Below are 21,402 nucleotides of genomic sequence, written 5' to 3'. Positions count from 1 at the left end.
GCCGAGGTGCCCGCGGGCACCTCGGCAGAGGGCCGAGCCGTCATGGGGTCAGGTCAGGCCGAGCGCCGGCCGCCGCGTCATTTCGTTCTGCATGCCTTCAATCCGTTTCTCATGGAACGATCACGAGCACGAACGTGGGCACAAGGGTCACCAGCGCACTGGCCGGCCAGTACAGCCGCGGATCGAGTGCGGCTCTGCGTCGCATGGGACGGTTGGCGAGCCACCACACCAGGGAGAACAGCGCCAGCACCGGTGCGGCGAACACCACCCAGGGCAGCATGCCGTCGTTCTCCGTCGGATTCCCCCTGGTCCAGCCCATGGCCGCGAGCGGCCAGTTCGAGGCGAAGTACCACAGCAGCCAGACCGGAACGACACCCGGGATTCCCAGCAGCAGATTCACACCGACAGCTATCGACGACCACTTCCGCATGTGCCCAGTATTCACACCCGTGATCGGCTTCGCTGATTGTTACCTGTGCCATCGCACACGGGTGCGCCCGTTCCGACGAACGGGGGCACCCGCACGCATTTACGGCGTGCCGTCAGCAGCCGCCGCAGTTGTAGTAGAGGACGTCCCAGTGGTTGCCCTCGTCCGCGTAGATGTTTCCGGAGCCGGACCGGTACTGGGGAGCGCCGTCACCGCGGAGCCCTATGTAGCTGAAGGCGCTGTGGATGTAGTTGGTGAGACAGGTGGACTTGCCGTAGTCGAGCTTGTACCCGTTCCAGTGCGAGTACGTACCGCTGGCGTGCCCGGTCTCGGTGCCCCCGGTGATGTTGAGCGCACAACCCGTGGCGCTCTTGAGGGTCTGGGCGCCCTGGGCGGTGGCCAGATTGAGCTGCTCGAAGGATGTGCAGGTGGAGTTGTTCCGGTTGGAGCAGCCGCCGGAGGACGACCAGGTGATACCGGACGAGCTGAACCGGGACGTCGCCTGCGCGTGCGTGAGCTTGGTGACGGCGTGCGCCTCGGTGGCGCCGCTGCCGAGAACGCCGATACCGGGGGCGAGCAGGGCGCCGAGGACGAGGGCGAGGGCGGTCAGGACGGGGCGCAGTGTCATACGGGACACCATGGGGGACTCCTCCTGCTCATGACAACAAGGGCAGGGAGATAGTGCCCCAGTTCTACGCGCGTCCGCCAGAGGGCATCGCGCGCGCCGATGCGGCGAACAGTGCCACCCCCGCGCACCCCCGCCGAAATCAACCGCCCCCAGATGTTGAAGTTTGAACAAGATGGAGCTACAGTCAATCTCGTTGAAGGTTAAACAACGACCTCGACCCCCGCTCGATCACGTCTCCCGAGGAGGAGCCATGGCTCTGTTCAACCGCAAGTCCGCCGCCACCCCGTCCACCACCGCCACCGTGGACCCGGCCCTGGCCGCCCTGACCGGCGAGTACACGATCGACCCGTCGCACAGCAGCATCGGCTTCACCGTGCGTCACGCCATGGTCACCAACGTCCGCGGCTCCTTCGGTGACCACGTGGGCACGCTGACGCTGAACGGCGCCGACCCGCACCACTCCACCGCCTCCATCGACGTCAAGATCGCCAGCATCGACACCGGCATCGCCGACCGCGACGGCCACCTGGTCAGCGGCGACTTCTTCGACGCCGAGAAGTTCCCGCTGATGACGTTCCGCTCCACCCACGCCGAGCAGCTCGGCGGCGACACGTACCGCGTCACCGGCGACCTCACCATCAAGGACGTCACCCGTCCGCTCGCCATCGACCTGGAGTTCAACGGCTCCGCCACCGACCCCTACGGCAACGAGCGCGTCGGCTTCGAGGGCAGCGCGGAAATCCTCCGCTCCGACTGGGGCCTGACCTGGAACGCGGCGCTGGAGACCGGCGGCGTGATGGTCAGCGACAAGGTCAAGCTGAACTTCGACATCTCCGCGATCAAGGCCGCTCCTCAGGCCTGATCCCCGGAAGCCCTCCGACCCGAGCGCGCCCGTCTTCCACTCCCCCGCCGGGGAGGAAGGCGGGCGCTCGGCATTTCCTTCCACCGCGGTTGCGGCGTCGTCCGGTGCAGGGAGTACTAGGGTCTGCGGCATGGCGGAGCCGTCCTACCTGCGCGAAACCCGGGCGTCGTACGACACCGTTGCTGTCGACTACGCCGAGCTCGTACGCCCCGCGTTCGAGGGCGATCTCCTGGGGCGCGCGATGCTGGGCGCATTCGCCGAACTCGTGCAGGAAGCCGGCGGCGGCCCGGTCGCCGATGTGGGATGCGGGCCCGGCCACGTGACAGCGCATCTTCGCTCCCTCGGCCTGACGGCATTCGGTGTGGAGCTGTCGCCGGGGATGGCCGAAGTGGCCCGGCGGGACCACCCGGACCTGCGGTTCGACGTCGGGACGATGACAGCCTTGGAGTCGGCGGACGGCGAACTCGGCGGCATCGTCGCCTGGTACTCGATCATCCACACGCCACCGGAAGTGCTGCCGGCGGTGTTCGAGGAGTTCCACCGGGTGCTGGCCCCTGGAGGCCACCTGCTGCTCGGCTTCCACGTCGGCGACGAGCGACGGCGCAAAAAGCAGGGGTACGGCGGTCACGCGACAACCCTCGACGTCTACCTGTTGCCACCCGACCGCATTGCCGAGTTGGCGACCCGCGCCGGGCTCGTGGTGCACGCCAGGCTGGTCGGCGAGCCGGAAAGCGCGCGGATTCCGCACGCCTGCCTTCTGGTGCGCAAGCCGAGGAATTCGTAACCGCCGAACGGCAGCGGAATCGGCTTTCCCTGTCCCCTGGCATACCTGCCGCGAAATCCCGGAAGTACCGAACGCATCGGGCAGGTCGCCCGTCACGGCTCAATTCCTCGGCGTCCCAGCATTTTTCTGAGATACCCCGGGGAGCCGGGCAGGAAATGCGCGCAGCCGTCCTGCCGCTCGACGCGCGGACTGCACCGGTTCTGCGCACTCCGCGGTCCGGGACGCGCACACACCACGGACGTCTGACGAGCAGTCAATTCGAGGTGCAGACGCCTTGGGCCGTATCGCCCCCTTTCCCGCTCTTCGAAAGTTTCGGCATTTCACCGACCCAAGTCGCATCTGGCAAGGCTTCTTGACACCCCATAACCAGCCCGTTAACCGTCACCGCCACAGCGTGCGTGGATCATTTTGATGGAGGGGACGCAGTCCATGGCTCGAAAGTTTTCGATCGTCGGCCTGGCCGTGACAGTGGCTCTCGCAGCCACAGTGGCAACGGCCCCTGCTGTGGGAGCCGTGGACACGGTGGGTGCCCACAAGGCGCCGGGACCGACCGCTGACGCAACATCGCAGCAATTGAATAACCACTGGGTGAATACCTGGACGTCGATGCCGCAGTTGACCGAGCCCGCGAATATGCCGCCTGCGCCGTTCACGCAGGACAATCTGGTCCTCGCCGACAGCACCCTGCGACAGACCGTCCACATGGCCGTCGGCGGACAGCAGATGCGACTGCGCTTCTCCAACGCGTTCGGGGGTGCGGCACTGCCCATCACCGCGGTCTCGGTCGCACTTCCGGCCGGCGGGCGGGCCGGCGACAGTGCGATCCAGCCGGGAACCTCCCGGAAGGTGACCTTCCACGGCCGGTCGTCGGCGGTCGTTCCGGTCGGCTCGGAGATCGTTTCCGACCCGCTGGACTTCACGCTGGAGCCCGGCTCCAACCTCTCCGTGACCATCTACCTGGCCGAGGGCCAGGCATCCAACTCCATCACCTCGCACCCCGGTTCCCGAACCACGTCTTTCATGCAGACGACCTCCTGCGGGTCTGCGGCGAGAGGGGCGTCGCTTTCGTGCCGTTCTTCGCGATCGCCGGCGCGGGAGGCGAGCAGGGCGGGGGCTCCGCGAGCGCCACCGACGACGAGCTGCTCGCCGTCGCCCGCGCCCACGGAGCCACGGTCGCGCAGGTCCGGCTGGCCTGGACGCTGCACCAGGGCCCGCACGTCCTGGCCATCCCGGGCACCGATCCGGACCACCTGACCGACAACGTGGCAGCCGGAGCGCTGCGGCTCTCGCAGGACGAACTGGCAGGGCTCATCCGCAACCGTTGACCCCATTGGGCTCTCTGGAGTCGCTGGTTGAGCGAACACGGTGTGGTCTGGCAATGCGCACCGATGAGAAAGCGGGCGCCGGCTGGGGCAGCCCGTGCGGAAACGCCGGACCGGCCCCTGCCCGTCTACACCGAGAAACGGAGAAGTCAATGCCGCACAACGAGGGTCAGCGCGTGGAGTACCTGGACCAGGAGAACAAGCGGTGTCAGGGCGAGATCACCAAGGTCAGCGGCAGCGGACCGGCGACCACCTACACCATCAAGAACGAGCAGACGCACCGTGACGACAAGGTCCGGGAAATGCAGATCGAGCAGGATCTGTAACAACACCTCCCCCGTTGACGCGCTGCCCTGACCCGCCTACACCGGGTTCGGGCAGGCCGCTGACCTTGGGACGTTCGAGGGCGTCCGCACCCGCCGTGAAGCGGCTGTGCGGGCGCCCTCATCGCTGGGCCCAGGGACTGTCCGGTGAAGCCTGCCGGTGCACCGCGACGACTCTCAGAAGCCGCCGCCGAAGTCGCCGCCCCCGCCGAAATCGCCACCTCCGCCGAATCCCCCGCCGTCGCCCCCGCCCCCGAAGTCGGACGAGTCGAAGTCCGAGCCGGAGTAATCGCCGCCCGAGTAGTCGCCGCTGCCGAAGTCGCCACCGCCGTAGTCCGCCGCGTAGGCGGGGGACGAGAGCATCGAACCGAGCACGGTGCCCACCAGCAGGCCGGGGAGCAGGCCGCCGCCGAAGTAGCCGCCCGCCCAGGGGCCGTACGCCGGGCCCGCCTCCCAGTACGGGCGGCGACGGCCGTCACCCGTGTCGACGGTGCGGCTCAGCGGGTCCTCGCCGTCGCGCAGCCGGATCTCGTCCACGCCGCAGACCGGGACCTCGCGCGGTGCGCCGCCGGACGGTGTCCACAGGGCGTCGGCCACCGAAGGGCCGTGGCGCGGGTCGAAGAAGCACGGTGGGCGGCGGTCCGGGAGGGGGCTGCCTGTGCGGCGGGCTTCCAGGACGGCCAGGGAGAAGCGGCCGTCCTCCAGGTCCTGGGTGACCCCGCGCACGTCGGACGGATGCTGGGCCTTGTCCATGCGGGACTTCGCGTTCTCGTACGAGTCGAGTGCCCGCTCGTAGTCGGCGCGCATCGCGTCGTCGGCGCCGGCCTCCGCCGGGCGGAAGTCGAGGCGGTCGAGGGTCTCGCCGTATGCGGTGATGTCCTCGTCCACGACGACCCGCAGCTTGTCGAGCGCCGCCCGTTCCTCCTCGGCCTTGCGGCGGCGGTTGCGGCGGACGATCGCGTACGCGGTCCCGCCGCCGATCACGGCCAGCGCGCCGACCGTGATCAGTGCGGTCACGCCGGATCCCGTGTCGTTCGAGCCGCCGCTCCAGGAGGCGGGGGCGTGGCCGCGCGCCTGGGCGACGGCCTGGTCGACGAAGGTGGTGAGCTGGGTCGGGGCGTCGGTGTTCGTGCCGGGGGCCTGCAGCGCCGCGGAGAGGTTCTGGCGGGCCGTGACGGACATGACCGACCGGTCCGCGCCCAGCTTGAACGTGTCGCCGAGGCGGATCCCGTACACCCCGGTGATCCCGGTGTCGTTGCGCAGCGTCCGCAACACCGTGGCCTCGGGGAACGCGGAGGTCTGCGGCAGCACCGCCACGAAGACCGGCTTGTCCGCGTCCTTGATCTTCTTGGTCAGGGCGTCGGCCTGACTCGCGGACAGCTGGTCCGCCGCTGCCGGATCGACGTACACCGGGCCCTGGCGCAGCGCCCGGGCCACATCGTTGATCGTCGTCGCGCTCGGCGCAGCCGGGGCCATGGCCAGCATGACTGCCGACAGCATCAGCAGCAGGCCGGCCAGCAGGGTCGGGAACAGCCTGTTCCGCATATATCGACGCTAACCCAGGTGAGCGACAAATGCTCTGCCCACCTGGGTCAGTCCTCCTTCCGATACCGCGCTATGCGGCCCGGTACGCCGCCCTCAGCTTGGCCACCGCCCCGGTCAGATCACCGGTGAGCAGCAGGTGGTCACCGTCGGCGAACGGCTTGGACACCGCCGCGGTCGGCTTCCCGCCGATTTTCTGCTGCACCAGCAGGCGAGCCTGGTCGACGATCGCCTTGCCTGCCTCGGACTTCCCCAGTCCGGCCTTCTCCGCGAGCTGCGCGGCGACGGCGAGCGCGCCGAGGGTCAGTTCGCCGCCCGCCGGGGCCTTCTTCAGCGTGGTCAGGCCCCAGCCGTACGGGAACTGCGGGTCGTACGTCGCGTCACCGACGTTGATCGGCAACTGCGACTCGGACTTCGGCCAGGTGACCGGCAGCTGTCCGGTGAAGGCGCGCTTCCCGTACAGCACGTCGGCCACGCCGTCGCCCTCGGTGCCCGGCAGCCACGACGCGACGAGTGCGTCGATGTCACCGAGCCTGTCGCCGATGAGCTGCGGGCGGCCGGAGACCACCAGGACCGCGCACTTCATCGCGGCGCAGACCTTGTCGATCGCGGCCTTGTCGGCGGCGGTCAGCTCCAGGTCGTTGCCGTTGCCGACGTCACCGATGCCTTCGGCGTACGGGGTCTCGCCGACCACGACCACACCCACGTCGTAGCCGTCCGTAGATGCCGAAGCGTCCTTGGAGTAGGTGACCGAGGCCGCGTCCGTGGCGTCCTTCTTCATGGCCTCCAGGATCGTCGTACCCGTGGTGATCCTGCCCGACGATCCCTGCCAGCTGACGGTCCAGCCGCCGGCCTGGTTGCCGATGTTGTCGGCGTTGGACCCGGCGACGTACACCTTCTGCGACGCCTTGAGCGGCAGCACTCCGCCGTCGTTCTTCAGCAGGACCTGCGACTTGGCCGCCGCCTCGCGGGCCACCGCACGGTGTCCGGCCGAGCCGATCTGGTCGATGCCGGTCGTGTCGGCGTACGGCTTCTCGAAGAGGCCGAGCCGGAACTTCTGGGTCAGGATGCGGGTGACCGCGTCGTCGATCCGGGCCTGGCTGATCCGGCCCGCGGTGACCTCGTCCTGGAGCGTCTTCGTGAAGTCCTGGTACGCCGTCGGGACCATGATCATGTCGAGTCCGGCGTTGATGGACGTACGGACGTCGCTGGCGTAGTCGCCGGGGATCTGGTCGATGGCCTGCCAGTCACTGATGACGAAGCCCTTGAAGCCCATCCGGTCCTTGAGCACGCCGTTGATCATCTCGGCGTCGGCGTGCATCTTCACCGGGCCCTGGTCGTCGCCGAGGATGTCGAGCGAGGAGTACGACGGCATGACCGTGCCGACACCACGCTTGACGGCCTCCTCGAACGGGGCGAGGTGCACGGCTTCGAGTTCCTGCCGGGTGACCTTCGTGACGCCCTGGTCGATGGTGTACGAACCGGTGGCGGACGAGCCGAACTCCGTACCGCCGTCGCCGACATAGTGCTTGGCGGTGGCCAGGACCTTGTCGCCCCGGTGCAGGTCCTTGCCGGATGCGCTGCCCTGCATGCCCTGGATGACCGTCTCCATGGACTCGACGAGTGCCGGGTCCTCACCGTACGACTCGTAGGAGCGGCCCCAGCGCTCGTCGCGGGTGACGCAGAGGCAGGGTGCGAAGTCCCACGGAATGCCCGTCGCGCGGACCTCGCCGGCGGTGACCGCGCCGGTCCTTTCGGCGAGCTTCGGGTCGCGCCCGGCACCGATGCCGATGTTGTGCGGCATGATCGTCGAGCCGATGACGTTGTTGTGCCCGTGCACCGCGTCCACGCCGTAGATCAGCGGGATCTGGAAGCGGGTCGCCTGCGCCCGGAGCTGGTAGGCGTCGACCATCTTCGCCCACGCCTCGGGCGTGTTCGGCGTCGGGACGGAGCCGCCGCCGGAGAGCAGCGAGCCGAGGTCGTACGCGGCGATGTCACCCTGCGACTTCAGTGCGTTGCGCTCGGCCTGGGTCATCTGGCCGGCCTTCTCGGCCGGCGACATCCGGGAGAGGAGGTCGGCGACGCGCTTCTTCTCCGGGAGCTTCGGGTCGAGGTACGGCAGCCCGTGGGCGTCGATGACGACCTGCGGGTTCTCCCTGGGCGGCTTGGCGCCGGTGACGGTGAGTTCGAGCGGGATCGTCTCGGCGGACTCGGCGGCGCCGTCCTTCCTGGTGGCGACCGAGATCCGGTGCGAGGTCCCGGACGCGGTGCCTGCCGGGAAGGTGTACGTGCCGGTGACCGGTGTGTAGTCCTTGCCGGACTCGGCGCTGCCGCCCTTGGTCTCGTACGCGACGGTGACGGGTTCCTCGATCGGTACGGAGCCGGTGGTGGCGACGGAGACATCGATGTCCGCCGTGCCGCCCTCCTTCACCGTGTGGACCGCCGCGTCCGTGACGACGCTCGCCTTCAGGGCCGCGTCGGCCTTCCCGTAAAGCTCCACACCGTCCATGGCGAACGAGCCGGGGGCCCCGGTCGGCAGCGTGACGGCGTAGCCCCACATCTCATCGAGGCCGAGGACCTGGTCGATGCCGCCGACGGGCTGGTAGTCGGTGCGGTACGTGAAATCGGTGAACGGGATCTCGACCTGGTGCCAGCCCTCCCAGTCGTCGGTGAACGACGTGGTCCACAGCTCGGACGCCTCGCCGTTGGCGCCGCCGTCCTTGATCTCGAAGTTGATCTTCTTGCCCGAACCGGGCGGCAGCGGCGCGGTGTTCTGGCCGTACCACCAGAAGCGGATGCCCTTGTGGGCCGACCAGTCGTGGGCGGGCTGGTCGGCGGCGAAGTCGTGACTGAGACCGCCGTAGCCGCTGATGTTGTACGTGCCTTCGAGGACCTTGGTGCCCTCGGGGGCGTCGGCGCGGTCCTTCAGGGCCAGGGTGGGCGGGTCGTCGGAGTCGCCGCCCCAGGTGAAGATGCCGTCGGCGGGCTGGTTGGCGAACGGGACCTCGCCCTCGAAACGGTCGACGAGGACGGGCGCCGGGTCGTCCGCCGTCGCCGCTGCGGTGGCGGCGACGGCGGACGGGGCGGCTCCGGCGAGCAGGCCGGCGAGGACGGTGACAGCGGCCAGTGCGGCCGTCGTCGGTCTGGCCCGGTGGCGGGCGCGTCGGCGGGTGCGTGGTGGCATTGCGGCTCCTTCGGACACTGAAAAAATGCTTCTGATAGTTCTTCCGCTCGGCTCGCACCCAGTCGACATCCGCCTTCACACCGCCCTGTGCGATACGGTCGACGCCGGACTGCGGCAGACCCCAGCAGGGCTGCGAGACCTGGTTGTTGCCGCAGCTACGCGCCGCGGGTGAGGCGGATCGTGTCGCGGTACCACTTGGCGCTGTCCTTGAGCGTCCGCTCCTGGGTGTCGTAGTCGACACGGACGATGCCGAACCGCTTGTCGTAGCCGTAGGACCACTCGAAGTTGTCCATCAGCGACCAGGCGAAGTAGCCCCGGACATCGGCTCCTTCGGCGCGGGCCGCAGCAACGGCGGCGATGTGGTCGGCGAGGTAGGTCGTGCGGTCGGCATCATGGATCCCGCCGTCCTCGGAGACGGTGTCGTCGAACGCGGCGCCGTTCTCGGTGATCACGGTGGGGACGCCGTAGTCCTTCTGCAGCCGCACCAGCAGGTCGGTGAGGGCGGTGGGGGTGATCTCCCAGTCCATGGCGGTACGCGGCAGGTCGCGCTCGACGCCCCGGGTGACCGGCAGGCCGTCGGCGTCCACCGGGGACCCCTCCTCCGTGACGCCGGAGAAGAGCGTGCCGCGGTAGAAGTTGACGCCGAGGACGTCGAGCGGGGTGGAGATGATCTCCAGGTCGCCGTCCTGGACCGGGAGTTCGACGTTCTGCAGGGCGAGGTCGGCGATGACGTCCTCGGGGTAGGCGCCCTTGACCACCGGGTCCAGGTAGAGGCGGCGGCCGAGCCCGTCGGCGCGGCGGCAGGCCTCGGCGTCCTCGTGGCTGTCGGTCTCGGGGGTGGCGGTCCCGAGGTTGAGCGTGATGCCCAGTTCGAGGTCGTTGCCGCGGGCGGCGGCGGTCTCGCGGATGTACCGGGAGGCGAGCCCGTGGCCGAGCAGCAGATGGTGGACGGCGTGGATCGCCTCGCCGAAGTTCGTACGGCCGGGAGCCTGGTTGCCGTACGCGTACCCGAGCATGGCCGAGCACCAGGGCTCGTTGAGCGTGGTCCAGTGCTTGACCCGGTCGCCGAGCGCGTCGTAGGCGAGCGCGGCGTACTCGGCGAAGCGGTAGGCGGTGTCGCGGGCCGGCCAGCCGCCCGTGTCCTCCAGCTCCTGCGGCAGGTCCCAGTGGTAGAGGGTGATCCAGGGGGTGATGCCCTTGGACTCCAGCTCGTCGATCAGCCGCTTGTAGAAGTCGAGACCCTTGGCGTTGGCCGGGCCGCGGCCGCCGGGCTGGATGCGCGGCCAGGCGAGCGAGAAGCGGTACGTGTCGACGCCCAGGTCCGCGATCAGCTGCACGTCCTCGGGCATCCGGTGGTAGTGGTCACAGGCCACATCGCCGTTCTCACCGCGGACGACCATGCCCGGCACCCTGCAGTACGTGTCCCAGATCGACGGGGTTCTGCCGTCCTCGGCGGCCGCTCCCTCGATCTGGTAGGCGGCGGTGGCGACGCCCCAGCGGAAGTCGGCGGGCAGACCGGTAACGGGCTCGGCGGCGATCTCGCGAGCGTATCCCTGGGGGATGACGAGGTTCATGGTTCTCCTGTGGTGTGCTGTGGGGTCGCTACGAGCGGGGGGCGGCGGCCTGGGCCGGGGCCGGCTGATGCAGCCAGCAGGCCACCGTGCGGGAGCCGTCCCCTTCCGGCCGGTCGAGGACCGGCACCTGGGTGGCGCACGGGTCGAGTGCCTTGCCGCAGCGGGGATGGAAGGCGCATCCGGCCGGCATCGCGGAAAGGTGCGGGGGCGAACCGGGGATGCCGGTGAGTTCGCGGCGGGGGCCGTGCAGAGCCGGGAAGGAGTGCAGCAGGCCATCGCTGTAGGGGTGGCGGGGGTCCTGGTAGATGTCGGAGGCACCGGCCTCCTCGACGATCCGGCCGCCGTACATGATCGCGATCCGGTCGGAGAACTCGATCAGCAGCGAGATGTCGTGCGTGATGAAGACGACCGAGAAACCCAGCTCCTCACGGAGCTTGACCAGCTGGCGCAGGATCTGGCGCTGCATGACGACGTCCAGGGCCGTCGTCGGCTCGTCCATGATGACGATCTCGGGCTCCAGCGCAAGCGCCATCGCGATCATCACGCGCTGGCGCATGCCGCCGGAGAGCTGGTGCGGGTAGGCGGAGAGCCGGTCCGCGGAGATGCCGACCAGCGACAGCAGCTCCTTCGCGCGTTCGGTGCGTTCGGCCCGCTTCATCTCCGGGCGGTGCGCCTTGAGTACGTCGGTGAGCTGGCTGTGGACCGTGTGCACCGGGTTGAGCGAGTTCATCGCTCCCTGGAAGACGATCGACAGCTCCTGCCAGCGGAAGGCGCGGAGCTCGGGGGCGGACAGGGTCAGCAGGTCGAGCGCCTCGCCGTCGCGCCGGTGGTAGTGGACCTCGCCGCCGGTGATCACTCCGGGCGGGGAGAGGAGACGGGTGACGGCGTACGCCAGGGTGGACTTTCCGGAGCCCGACTCGCCTGCCAGGCCGAGGACTTCGCCGCGGTGCAGGGTGAGGTCGATGTCGCGCAGCGCGTGCACGGCGTCGTCCCCGGTCCCGTAGTCCACGTTGAGGCCGCTGATGGTGAGGACGGGCTCGCTCATGAGCGGGTCTCCTTGTCGTGCGCGCCGCGCGCCACGGCATCGTGCGCGCCGCGCGCCACGGGGGTGAAGCCGACCCGCATCCGGACCTTCCGGGACGCGCCGGTCTCCGTACGCAGCCGAGGGTTGACGAACTCGTCGATACCGAAGTTGATCAGGCCGAGCGACATGCCGAGCAGCGCGATGCAGAGCCCGGCCGGGACGAACCACCACCACGCGCCCTGCGCCAGCGCCTGGTTGGACTGCGCCCAGAACAGGACGGTCCCCCAGTTCCAGTTGGAGATGTCGGCGACGCCGATGAAGGCGAGGGTGATCTCGGAGAGGATCGCGAAGATGACCGTGCCGACGAAGCCGGAGGCGATGACGGCCGTCAGGTTCGGCAGGACCTCGAAGAGGATGATCCGCCAGGTCGACTCGCCGGTGGCGCGGGCCGCTTCGACATAATCCCTGCGGCGCAGCGACAGCGTCTGGGCACGCAGGACACGCGCGCCCCACGCCCACGAGGTGAGGGCGATCACACTGGCGATCAGCAGGTCACCGGCGTCGGAGACGAGACTCGCGATGATGATGATCAGTGGTAGCCCGGGGATGACCAGGAAGACGTTCGAAAGCACCGAGAGCAGTTCGTCGGCGGTACCGCCGAGGAAGCCGGCGCTGACCCCGATCAGTACGGACAGGATCGTCGCGAAGATCCCGGCGACGAAGCCGACGACCAGGACGCCGCGGGTGCCGACGAGGATCTGCGAGAGCACATCCTGTCCGGTGTGCGTGGTGCCGAACCAGTGCGCGCCGGACGGCGGTTGGAGCAGTGCGTTGCTCATGGCATCCGGGTCGTACGGGGCGATCCACGGCCCGATGACGGCGATCACGACGAAGAACAGCAGGATTCCGAGGCCGACAACGGTCTTGCGACCGCGCAGGAAGCGGAGTCTGCGCTTGCTGGGCGCCGGGGTCTCGATTGCATCCAGTACGGCGACGTCGGCAGCGGTGACGGCCATGTCCTAGGCCTCCCTTCGGGTACGGGGGTCGAGGACCATGTAGATGACGTCGGCGAGGAGGTTCGCCACGAGGACCGAGAGTGTGATGATCAGGAACACGCCCTGCATCAGGGGGTAGTCCTTGGCAGCCACGCCCTGGAAGAGCTGGTAGCCGATGCCCGGGTAGGAGAAGACCATCTCTACCAGCAGCGTGCCGCCGACGATGAAGCCGAGTGAGAGGGCGAAGCCGGAGATGTTGGGCAGGATCGCGTTGCGTGCCGCGTATCCGAACATCACCCGCCGCTCGGAGAGCCCCTTCGCCTGGGCGACCATGACGTAGTCCTCGCTGGACACCGTCACCATCATGTTCCGCATGCCGAGGATCCAGCCGGCCACCGCGCTGAGCACGATCGTCAGTCCCGGAAGCACGGCGTGGTAGAGCGCGCTGGAGATGAACGGCCAGTCGAAGGCCGGCACCAGGGCGCTGTCGTACCCGAACGCTTCCGGGAAGATCGCCCACTTGTTGGCGAACAGCGCAATGGCGATCAGCCCCAGCCAGAAGTACGGGATGGCGGAGATGAAAGTGGTGACGGGCAGCAGGCTGTCGATCCAGGAGCCGCGCCGCCAGCCGGTGAAGACGCCGATGCCGGTGCCGAGCGCGAAGCTGATCAGGGTGGTGACGCCGACGAGCGCGAGCGTCCACGGCAGCGACTGGGCGATCACCTCGCTGACCGGCGTCGGGAAGAAGGTGAAGGAGAGCCCGAGGTCGCCGTCGAGCAGATGCGACCAGTAGTCGGTGTACTGCTCCCACAGCGACTGGTGCTTGTCGAGGCCGAAGAGCGCCTTGAGCGAGGCGATGGCGCTGGTGTCGAGCTGGCCCTGGAAGCGTGCGATGAGGGACTGGACGGGGTCGCCCGGCATCAGGCGCGGGATCAGGAAGTTGATGGTGATCGCGGCCCACGCGGTGACCAGGTAGAAGGCCAGCCGTTGCAGCAGATACTTCACTTCACGGCCTCCTTCTCGTGATCGTCGACGGCTTCCGCGGCGTCGGCGTACAGCCAGCAGGCCGCCCACTGGCCGTCCGCCAGGTCGAAGCGCGGCGGCAGTTCGGTGCGGCAGCGCTCCATCGCCTTCGGGCAGCGGGGGTGGAAGCGGCAGCCGGCCGGTGGGGCGATCAGCGAGGGCGGTTCGCCGCTGCCGGTCTCCTCCTGTTCCTCCTCGGCGACCACCCGGTCCGGGTCGGGCGCGGAGGCGATCAGCAGCTGGGTGTACGGGTGCGCGGGGCGCTGGGTGACGGTTTCGCTGTCACCGCCCTCGACGATCCGGCCCGCGTACATCACGAGCGTGGTGTCCGCGAAGTAGCGGGCGGAGGCGATGTCGTGGGTGATGTAGAGGATCGCCAGATGGAGGCGTTCCTTGAGGTCCCGCAGCAGGTTGAGGACGCCGAGCCGGATGGAGACGTCGAGCATCGAGACGGGCTCGTCGGCCAGGAGGACCTTCGGGTCGGCGCCGAGCGCACGGGCGATGGCGACGCGCTGGCGCTGGCCGCCGGAGAGCTCGTGCGGGAACTTGTCGAGGTACTGCGCGGCAGGGGTGAGCTGCACCCGCTCCAGCAGCGCGGCGAGCTCGGCTCCGGTCGCCTCCCGGCCGTGGATCTTCAGCGACCGGGTGAGGTGGTAGCGCACGGTGTGGACCGGGTTGAGCGAGGCGAACGGGTCCTGGAAGATCAGCTGGACCTGTCGTACGTACGAGCGGAAGGACCGGCCACGGCCTGCCTTCACCGCCTTCCCCGCCAGCTGGATCTCGCCCTCGGTGAGCGGATACAGCTGGGCGAGCAGCCGGGCGACGGTGGATTTGCCGGAGCCCGACTCCCCCACCAGGGCCGTGACCGTGCCCCGCCGGAGCTTCAGCGAGACGTCGTCGACGGCGTGGACGGTGCGGCGCCGGCGCGAGACGAGATCGCGGCCGGTGCGGCGGACGGGGAAGTGTTTGGTGACTCCGCGTGCTTCGAGCACGACGTCGTCGGTCCGATCGGTGGTGGTGGTCATGGCCGGTCCGTTTCCCCGTACTTACTTGGCGGGCTTCAGGTTCAGCACGATCTCCAGCGCGGTGGGCTGGGTGTGCTGCGGCGGGGCGTACGCGTCGGCCTCGGTGGGCCAGCCCACCCAGTTCTTCGTGGAGTACTCCGCCCCGATGGGGGCGGCGGCCGTGGGGATCACCGGCGCCTCCTCGACCATGATCTTCTGGAGCTTGTTCATGGCCGTGATGCGGGTGGCTTCCTCGGTGGCGTTGGCGTAGTCCTTGAGCGCCTGGGTCGCCTCGGGGCTCTTGAAGCGGCCGAAGTTGCCGAGCTGGGAGCTCTTGCCGATGGGCTGGAGCAGCGCGCCGTCCATGATGTTCTGGTACATGTCGTAGGGGGTCGCGCCGCTGTTGGTCCAGTGCAAGGTGGCGTCGAAGTTGCCGTTGGCGACGTCCGCGCCCCAGGCCTCGGCGGTCTGCGTCTTGACCTTCGCCTCGATGCCGAGCTGCTTGATGTTGTCCTTGATGATCGAGAGCCCGGTGATGTAGTCGTTCCAGCCGGCCGGGTCGGTCAGCGTCAGCTTCACCGGCTTGCCGCTCGGGTCCTTCAGCACACCGCCGGAGAGCTTGAACCCGGCGTCGTCGAGGATCTTCTTGGCGCCGGCCACATCGGGCGCGGTCGTCGCGCTCTTGTACTCGGGCGCGAGGAACGAGTCACCGGCGGGCAGCGGGATGCCGGTGGGGTTGGTGATCTCCGGGTAGAGGGTGGCCTCGGCCTGGGTGTAGATCGCCTTGCGGTCGACGACCATCGCCATGGCCTTGCGCAGCGCCGGGTTGTCGAACGGTTTGCGTGCGGTGTTGAACCACAGTCCGTGGATGCCGAGGCCGGACGGGAACCACAGCTTGTGGTTCTTGGGGTCCTTGGCGACGAACAGCTGCTTGTAGTTCGGCATGAAGACGAACGACCACTCGACCTTGCCGCTCGCGAGCGCCGTGGTCGCCGCGCTGTTGTCGTTGTACGCGGTGTACCGCAGCTCCTTGACCTTGGTCTTGCCCTTCCAGTAGGTGGGCGTGGCCGTGAGCGTGGTGGTCTGCGGGGTGAACGTCTTCAGCTTGTACGGGCCGGAGCCGACCGGGGTGCGGTTGGGCCAGGTCTCCGGGTTCTTGACGCTTTCCCAGATGTGCTTGGGCACGATGAACTGCTGGGTGATCTTGTTCTGGTTGACGTACTGGGAGTCCTTGAAGGTCAGGACGACCGTCTTGCCCTCGACCGCGACCCCGTCGAACGGGATGCCGTTGCCGTTCAGCGCCGGGTGCTTCTTGAGCAGTTCGAAGGTGTACGCGACGTCGTCGGCGGTCAGCGGCTTGCCGTCGGCCCACTTGGCCTTGGGGTCGAGGCTGAACGTGACCTTGGTGAAGTTGGACTCCCACTTCCAGTCGGTCGCCAGCCACGGCTTGGCCTTGTCCGCGGGCTTGATCTGGTTCGTCATCGCCAGCGGCTCGTAGACCATGAAGCGGTAGCCCAGCGTGGCACCGGCTGAAGTGCTGAGGAACGGGTTGCTGTTGTTGGTCTGCGGTCCGTCCGGCTTGCCCAGGGTCAGCACGCCGGAGGCGCCGCCACCCCCTTTGTTGGCACCCGAGTTGGCGGACGAGCAACCGGTGGCGAGAGCGACCACGACAGTGGCGATTGAGAGCGCTCTCAGCGTGGGGCGGCGGCGTACGGACATGGCGACTCCAGGAGGGACTGCGGGTCCGGAAGATCCGGGACGGAGGGTGGTCGGCGCTCGGCGCGCCGCGTACGGGTGATGCGGGGCGGTGCAGGTGCGGGTGGTGCCGAGGGTGCGCGGGGAGGCGGTACGGGGTGCGGGTGGCCGGGAGGGAGCCCGGCCGGACCGCTACGGCGCCGAGAGGCGCACGACCAGTTCGGTGGGCAGCACGACCGGTTCGTCCGGGGTGGCCGTGCCGCCGAGATGGGAGAGCAGCAGCCGCGCAGCCGTCTCACCCATCTGCCGGGTGGGCTGGCGCACGGTGGTCAGGGGCGGTTCGGTGTGCTCGGCCATCGGGATGTCGTCGAAGCCGACCACTGCGATGTCGTCGGGCACGGACCGGCCGGCCGCACGCAACGCCCGCAGCACGCCCGCCGCGCTGATGTCGTTGTGCGCAAAGACCGAGTCGAACTGTGCTCCCTCGGCGAGGAGTTGTTCCACGGCCTGTCGGCCGGACCGTTCAGTGAAGTCCCCCTGGACGATGAGATCGGTCGGCAGGACCGTACGGAATCCGTCCAGCCGGTCGCGTACACAGCCGAAGTGCTGGGGGCCCGTGAGGACGAGGGGCCTGGTACGTCCGGCGGCCAGCAGATGGCGGGCGGCGGACGCGCCTCCTTCGTGATTGGTGGTCACGACGGAGGGGAACTCGGGGTGGTGACCTCGGTCGTCGATGAGCACGATCGGCAGGCCACCGCGGTGCAGTGCGGTGAGATGGTCGAGAGTGTTCTCGGGTTCGACGACGACGAGTCCGTCGAAGGCACGCGCCGACACCTGGCTGGTGAAGCGCTCCACGGACTCGGCGCCCCGGTTGCAGGTGAAGAGCAGCAGCCCGTAGTCGGCGGCCTCGACGGTGTCGACGACGCCCTGGAGCACTTCACCCATCCACGGCCAGGTGAGCGAGGGCACCAGCATGCCGACCGTACGGCTGCTGCCGCGGGCCAGTCCGACGGCGCCCGAGCTGGGTACGTAACCGAGCTGTGCAATCACTTCGCGAACACGGGCGGCCGTGGAACCGCCCACCTCGCCCTTGGCGTTGATGACCCGGGAGACGGTCGTCTTGCTGACGCCGGCCTCACGGGCGACATCGGCGATGGTGACACGCATCGGGGGCCTCCGGGACAAGACAGGACGGGAAGCGGAACCGGTACCGCAACCGGTTCCGGAACCGGTACCGGCGTTGCGGCGTGAGTTAACCCCGCTGGAACAGTGCCGTCAATACTTCACGTCGACATTGGTCCGTACCCATCTCCCCAGCAGGCAGGACGTGTTGTGCGTTCAAGTCATGAACGCACGCCCCCTTGACGCGAGCCCGCAACGGCAGTTCACTCACGCCTCGATCGACGGCAACTCCCCCACAGTCCCTGCCGAGAAAGGCAGCAGCCCATGATCAGATCAAGCAGAGCGGCTCGCGCACTGGTCGCCACAGCGCTCGCGACCGCGGGTCTCAGCGGGCTCTCGTCCGGTACGGCGCAGGCCGCCGGTGAGACCGTGAACATCGCGCTGACCACGACGGACGACGCCGGTGGCCGGCATGTCACCCGCGGCCTGGAGGCACAGACCCCGGTCGCCTTCGGTTCCGGGAACGGTGGCAGCGGCACGAACATCACGGTCGACGAGAACACCCGCTACCAGACCTTCACGGGCGGCGGCGCCTCGTTCACCGACACGGCCGCGTACTTGATGAAGAGCAGCGGGGCGCTCAGCCAGGCGACCCGCGACGCGACGATGAAGAAGCTGTTCTCCCCCACCGAGGGCATCGGGCTCTCGTTCGTACGCAATCCGATGGGCGGCTCGGACCTCGCCAGGACCGGCTACACATACGACGACATACCGTCCGGCCAGACCGACCCGTCGCTGGCGAAATTCTCGATCGCACATGATCTGGAGGACGTGCTCCCGCTGACCAAGCAGGCCAAGCAGCTCAACCCGGCGCTCACGACGGTCGCGTCGCCATGGACCGCGCCTGCCTGGATGAAGGACAGCGGCCAGCTGAACGGCGGCTGGCTGAAGGCGGGGAACTACGGCACGTACGCCGACTACTTCGTGAAGTACCTCCAGGCGTACAGGGACCAGGGCATTCCGGTCGATTACGTCACCGCGCAGAACGAGCCGACCTGCTGCTCCGGCTATCCGTCGATGAGCTGGAACGGCTCGGGGCTCGCCTACTTCACCAAGAGCGAGCTGCTGCCCAGACTCCAGTCCGCGGGGCTCGCCACCAAGGTCCTCGCCCACGACTGGAACTGGGACACCTACGACGCCTACGCGGCCGCCACGGTGGACGACCCGGCGGTGCGCAACCACCCGAACTTCGGCGGGGTCGCCTGGCACGGCTACGGCGGTGACATCACCAAGCAGACCACCGTGCACAACCAGTACCCGACGATGGACGCCTTCCAGACCGAGCACTCCGGCGGCACCTGGATCGCCGACCAGCAGCGCGAGGACATGCTCAACATCGTCGACTACACCCGCAACTGGGCGAAGTCGGTGACCAAGTGGTCCCTGGCCGTGGACCAGAACCGGGGCCCGCACAACGGCGGCTGCGGCATCTGCGACGGGCTGATCACCGTGCACAACGGGGACAGCAGGAGCGGGCAGGTCGACTACAACATCGAGTACTACACGATGGGTCATCTGACGAAGTTCGTCCGGCCCGGCGCCCAGCGGATCGCCTCGACGGCCAGCTCCACCGTGCCCAATGTGGCCTGGCGCAATCCGGACGGTTCGAAGGCGCTGATCGCGTACAACGGCGGCACGTCGGCGCAGCAGATCACCGTCAACTGGGGTGGCCAGAAGTTCACTTACTCGCTTCCGGGCCGCACCTCGGTGACCTTCACCTGGTCCGGCAGCCCGTCCGGCTCCCCCGGTACCTCGGGCGTCTTCTCGGGCCCTGCGGGCAAGTGCCTGGACGTCGCGGGCGGCAGCAGCGCCGACGGGACGGCCGTCCAGCTCTATGACTGCAACGGCTCGGCGGCGCAGCGCTGGACGGTCGCAGCGGACGGTTCCATCCAGGCGTTGGGCTCCTGCCTGGATGTGACGTCCGCGTCGACGGCCAATGGAGCAAAGGTGCAGCTGTACACCTGCAACGGTTCGTCGGCGCAGCGTTGGACGTACAACGCCTCGACGGGTGATGTCGTCAACACGGCCGCGGACAAGTGTCTGGACATCACCGACCAGTCGACGGCGAACGGGGCCCGCGCCCAGATCTGGACCTGCACCGGAGCCGCCAACCAGAAGTGGCATCTCCAGTAACAGGGCCGGTCTGTCCGGGGGGGGCGGGCCCGCGGAGACTGCTCCGTGGGCCCGCCCCGGACCGAGGCGACTACTCCGTGGGTTCGACCCCGGCCCGCAGCAGGCCGTAGGTGTACGCGTCCTCCAGCGCCTGCCAGGACGCCGCGATGACGTTCTCCGCGACGCCGACGGTCGCCCAGTCGCCGGTGCCGTCGCCCGTGGTGATGAGTACCCGGGTGGTGGACTCGGTGCCGGTGCGGCCCTCCAGGATGCGGACCTTGTAGTCGACCAGCTCCAACTTGGCGAGCTGCGGATAGATCCGCTCCAGGGCGACGCGCAGGGCCCGGTCGAGCGCGTTGACCGGGCCGTTGCCCTCGGCCGTGGCGACGAGACGCTCGCCCTTGGCCCAGAGCTTCACGGTCGCCTCGTTGGCGTGGGTGCCGTCGGGGCGGTCCTCGACGATCGCGCGCCAGGACTCCGTACGGAAGTAGCGGCGTACCCGGCCCTCGACCTCGGCACGCAGCAGCAGTTCGAAGGAAGCGTCGGCGGCCTCGTACGTGTAGCCCTGGAGCTCGCGCTCCTTGACCCGCTCGACGACGCGCCCGACGAGCTCGCGGTTGCCCCCGAGGTCGATGCCGAGCTCCTTGCCCTTGAGCTCGATGGAGGCGCGGCCCGCCATGTCGGAGACGAGCATCCGCATGGTGTTGCCGACCAGCGCCGGGTCGATGTGCTGGTAGAGGTCCGGGTCGACCTTGATGGCGGAGGCGTGCAGTCCGGCCTTGTGGGCGAAGGCGGAGACACCCACATAGGGCTGGTGGGTGGAGGGCGTGAGGTTGACGACTTCGGCGATGGCGTGCGAAGTGCGGGTCATGTCGGCGAGTGCGCCGTCGGGGAGGACGGCCTTGCCGTACTTCAGTTCCAGGGCGGCGACGACAGGGAAGAGGTTGGCATTGCCGACCCGCTCGCCGTAGCCGTTCGCGGTGCATTGGACGTGCGTTGCGCCCGCGTCGACGGCGGCCAGGGTGTTGGCGACCGCGCAGCCGGTGTCGTCCTGGGCGTGGATGCCGAGCCGGGCACCGGTGTCGGCGAGGACCGTGGAGACGACGGCCTGGATCTGGGCGGGAAGCATCCCGCCGTTGGTGTCGCAGAGGATGACGACATCGGCGCCGGCGTCGGAGGCGGCCCGGACGACGTCCTTGGCGTACTCGGCATTGGCGCGGTAGCCGTCGAAGAAGTGCTCACAGTCGACGAAGACCCGGCGGCCCTGCTCGCGCAGGTAGGAGACGGTGTCGCGGACCATCTCCAGGTTCTCGTCGAGCGTGGTGCGCAGGGCGAGTTCCACATGCCGGTCGTGCGACTTGGCAACCAGCGTGATCACCGGGGCGCCCGACTCCAGCAACGCCTTGACCTGCGGGTCCGCAGAGGCCTTGCCGCCCGCCCTGCGGGTCGCGCCGAAGGCGACCAGCTCGGCGTTCTTGAACTCGATCTCCTGCTGGGCGCGGGCGAAAAACTCCGTGTCGCGGGGGTTGGCTCCGGGCCAGCCGCCCTCGATGAAGCCCACGCCGAAGTTGTCCAGGTGCCGGGCAATGGTCAGCTTGTCCGCGACCGTCAGGTTGATGCCTTCACGCTGTGCACCGTCGCGCAGTGTGGTGTCGAAGACATGGAAGCTGTCGTCGGTGGCCTTGGCCTTGGTGGTCATGCTGATCTGACTCCTGTCGGAT

The 21,402-nt window shown here is 68.7% G+C and carries 16 protein-coding genes and 2 pseudogenes; 6 read left to right on the top strand and 12 right to left on the bottom strand.

Annotated elements, in window-relative coordinates; all coding sequences use genetic code 11:
• Window positions 1-109: 109 nt before the first annotated feature.
• The gene (locus ABZV38_RS30715) at window positions 110-430 is read right to left on the bottom strand and encodes a hypothetical protein (protein WP_356331703.1); all 321 of its coding nucleotides are present in this window, start codon (window positions 428-430) and stop codon (window positions 110-112) included.
• Window positions 431-542: 112 nt separating this feature from the next.
• A complete protein-coding gene (locus tag ABZV38_RS30710) occupies window positions 543-1,067 on the bottom strand; it encodes a hypothetical protein (RefSeq protein WP_356331702.1) in 525 nt (174 codons plus the stop codon).
• 238 nt (window positions 1,068-1,305) lie between these two features.
• On the opposite strand from ABZV38_RS30710, the gene ABZV38_RS30705 reads away from it, so the two are divergent.
• The 5 genes and pseudogenes from ABZV38_RS30705 (at window position 1,306) to ABZV38_RS30685 (ending at window position 4,349) form a co-directional block, all read left to right on the top strand.
• The gene (locus tag ABZV38_RS30705) at window positions 1,306-1,917 is read left to right on the top strand and encodes a YceI family protein (RefSeq protein ID WP_356331701.1); all 612 of its coding nucleotides are present in this window, start codon (window positions 1,306-1,308) and stop codon (window positions 1,915-1,917) included.
• A gap of 130 nt (window positions 1,918-2,047) precedes the next feature.
• Window positions 2,048-2,701 (top strand): class I SAM-dependent methyltransferase, encoded by a 654-nt coding sequence (locus ABZV38_RS30700; protein WP_356331700.1) that lies wholly within the window; start codon window positions 2,048-2,050, stop codon window positions 2,699-2,701.
• A gap of 429 nt (window positions 2,702-3,130) precedes the next feature.
• A pseudogene (locus ABZV38_RS30695) lies at window positions 3,131-3,724 on the top strand (SGNH/GDSL hydrolase family protein); the annotation flags it as partial.
• A gap of 2 nt (window positions 3,725-3,726) precedes the next feature.
• Window positions 3,727-4,026: pseudogene (locus ABZV38_RS30690) on the top strand (aldo/keto reductase); the annotation flags it as partial.
• A 149-nt stretch (window positions 4,027-4,175) separates the two neighbouring features.
• Window positions 4,176-4,349: a hypothetical protein gene (locus ABZV38_RS30685; RefSeq protein ID WP_356331699.1), complete on the top strand. Its 174-nt coding sequence runs from the start codon at window positions 4,176-4,178 to the stop codon at window positions 4,347-4,349.
• A 174-nt stretch (window positions 4,350-4,523) separates the two neighbouring features.
• On the opposite strand, the gene ABZV38_RS30680 is transcribed toward ABZV38_RS30685, so the two are convergent.
• From ABZV38_RS30680 to ABZV38_RS30640, 9 genes are all read right to left on the bottom strand, one after another.
• A complete protein-coding gene (locus ABZV38_RS30680) occupies window positions 4,524-5,891 on the bottom strand; it encodes a hypothetical protein (protein WP_356331698.1) in 1,368 nt (455 codons plus the stop codon).
• Between the two features lie 70 nt (window positions 5,892-5,961).
• Window positions 5,962-9,072, bottom strand: coding sequence for a glycoside hydrolase family 3 N-terminal domain-containing protein (locus ABZV38_RS30675; protein WP_356331697.1), 3,111 nt, complete (start codon window positions 9,070-9,072; stop codon window positions 5,962-5,964).
• 155 nt (window positions 9,073-9,227) lie between these two features.
• A complete protein-coding gene (locus ABZV38_RS30670; protein ID WP_356331696.1) occupies window positions 9,228-10,646 on the bottom strand; it encodes a GH1 family beta-glucosidase in 1,419 nt (472 codons plus the stop codon).
• A gap of 28 nt (window positions 10,647-10,674) precedes the next feature.
• Entirely contained in the window at window positions 10,675-11,691 is a 1,017-nt protein-coding gene (locus tag ABZV38_RS30665) for an ABC transporter ATP-binding protein (RefSeq protein WP_356331695.1), read from the bottom strand.
• A complete protein-coding gene (locus tag ABZV38_RS30660) occupies window positions 11,688-12,686 on the bottom strand; it encodes an ABC transporter permease (RefSeq protein WP_356331694.1) in 999 nt (332 codons plus the stop codon). Before ABZV38_RS30660 ends, ABZV38_RS30665 begins: the two co-directional genes overlap by 4 nt.
• A 3-nt stretch (window positions 12,687-12,689) precedes the next feature.
• Window positions 12,690-13,670, bottom strand: coding sequence for an ABC transporter permease (locus ABZV38_RS30655; protein ID WP_356331693.1), 981 nt, complete (start codon window positions 13,668-13,670; stop codon window positions 12,690-12,692).
• Window positions 13,667-14,713: an ABC transporter ATP-binding protein gene (locus ABZV38_RS30650; protein WP_356331692.1), complete on the bottom strand. Its 1,047-nt coding sequence runs from the start codon at window positions 14,711-14,713 to the stop codon at window positions 13,667-13,669. Before ABZV38_RS30650 ends, ABZV38_RS30655 begins: the two co-directional genes overlap by 4 nt.
• Window positions 14,714-14,734: 21 nt before the next feature.
• Window positions 14,735-16,411, bottom strand: coding sequence for an ABC transporter substrate-binding protein (locus ABZV38_RS30645; protein ID WP_356331691.1), 1,677 nt, complete (start codon window positions 16,409-16,411; stop codon window positions 14,735-14,737).
• 168 nt (window positions 16,412-16,579) lie between these two features.
• Complete coding sequence (locus ABZV38_RS30640; RefSeq protein ID WP_356331690.1) at window positions 16,580-17,554, bottom strand: LacI family DNA-binding transcriptional regulator; 975 nt, start codon at window positions 17,552-17,554, stop codon at window positions 16,580-16,582.
• A 279-nt stretch (window positions 17,555-17,833) separates the two neighbouring features.
• Between ABZV38_RS30640 and ABZV38_RS30635 the strand changes: the two genes are divergently transcribed.
• Complete coding sequence (locus ABZV38_RS30635; protein WP_356331689.1) at window positions 17,834-19,702, top strand: lectin; 1,869 nt, start codon at window positions 17,834-17,836, stop codon at window positions 19,700-19,702.
• Between the two features lie 70 nt (window positions 19,703-19,772).
• On the opposite strand, the gene cimA is transcribed toward ABZV38_RS30635, so the two are convergent.
• Window positions 19,773-21,380 carry a citramalate synthase gene (gene cimA / locus ABZV38_RS30630; protein ID WP_356331688.1) on the bottom strand — a complete coding sequence of 536 codons (1,608 nt, stop codon included), beginning with the start codon at window positions 21,378-21,380 and terminating at the stop codon, window positions 19,773-19,775.
• Between the last annotated feature and the right edge of the window lie 22 nt (window positions 21,381-21,402).

It is taken from the genome of Streptomyces sp. NPDC005181, from assembly GCF_040608395.1.
Lineage (GTDB): Bacteria > Actinomycetota > Actinomycetes > Streptomycetales > Streptomycetaceae > Streptomyces.
The sequence above is the reverse complement of the archived record's forward strand: the minus strand, read 5'-3'. Positions and strand labels throughout refer to the sequence as shown.

Coding starts and splice junctions, on each gene's coding strand:
- ABZV38_RS30715 (WP_356331703.1), bottom strand. CDS start 430: ATGCGGAAGTGGTCGTCGATAGCTGTCGGTGTGAATCTGCTGCTGGGA.
- ABZV38_RS30710 (WP_356331702.1), bottom strand. CDS start 1,067: ATGGTGTCCCGTATGACACTGCGCCCCGTCCTGACCGCCCTCGCCCTC.
- ABZV38_RS30705 (WP_356331701.1), top strand. CDS start 1,306: ATGGCTCTGTTCAACCGCAAGTCCGCCGCCACCCCGTCCACCACCGCC.
- ABZV38_RS30700 (WP_356331700.1), top strand. CDS start 2,048: ATGGCGGAGCCGTCCTACCTGCGCGAAACCCGGGCGTCGTACGACACC.
- ABZV38_RS30685 (WP_356331699.1), top strand. CDS start 4,176: ATGCCGCACAACGAGGGTCAGCGCGTGGAGTACCTGGACCAGGAGAAC.
- ABZV38_RS30680 (WP_356331698.1), bottom strand. CDS start 5,891: ATGCGGAACAGGCTGTTCCCGACCCTGCTGGCCGGCCTGCTGCTGATG.
- ABZV38_RS30675 (WP_356331697.1), bottom strand. CDS start 9,072: ATGCCACCACGCACCCGCCGACGCGCCCGCCACCGGGCCAGACCGACG.
- ABZV38_RS30670 (WP_356331696.1), bottom strand. CDS start 10,646: ATGAACCTCGTCATCCCCCAGGGATACGCTCGCGAGATCGCCGCCGAG.
- ABZV38_RS30665 (WP_356331695.1), bottom strand. CDS start 11,691: ATGAGCGAGCCCGTCCTCACCATCAGCGGCCTCAACGTGGACTACGGG.
- ABZV38_RS30660 (WP_356331694.1), bottom strand. CDS start 12,686: ATGGCCGTCACCGCTGCCGACGTCGCCGTACTGGATGCAATCGAGACC.
- ABZV38_RS30650 (WP_356331692.1), bottom strand. CDS start 14,713: ATGACCACCACCACCGATCGGACCGACGACGTCGTGCTCGAAGCACGC.
- ABZV38_RS30645 (WP_356331691.1), bottom strand. CDS start 16,411: ATGTCCGTACGCCGCCGCCCCACGCTGAGAGCGCTCTCAATCGCCACT.
- ABZV38_RS30640 (WP_356331690.1), bottom strand. CDS start 17,554: ATGCGTGTCACCATCGCCGATGTCGCCCGTGAGGCCGGCGTCAGCAAG.
- ABZV38_RS30635 (WP_356331689.1), top strand. CDS start 17,834: ATGATCAGATCAAGCAGAGCGGCTCGCGCACTGGTCGCCACAGCGCTC.
- cimA (WP_356331688.1), bottom strand. CDS start 21,380: ATGACCACCAAGGCCAAGGCCACCGACGACAGCTTCCATGTCTTCGAC.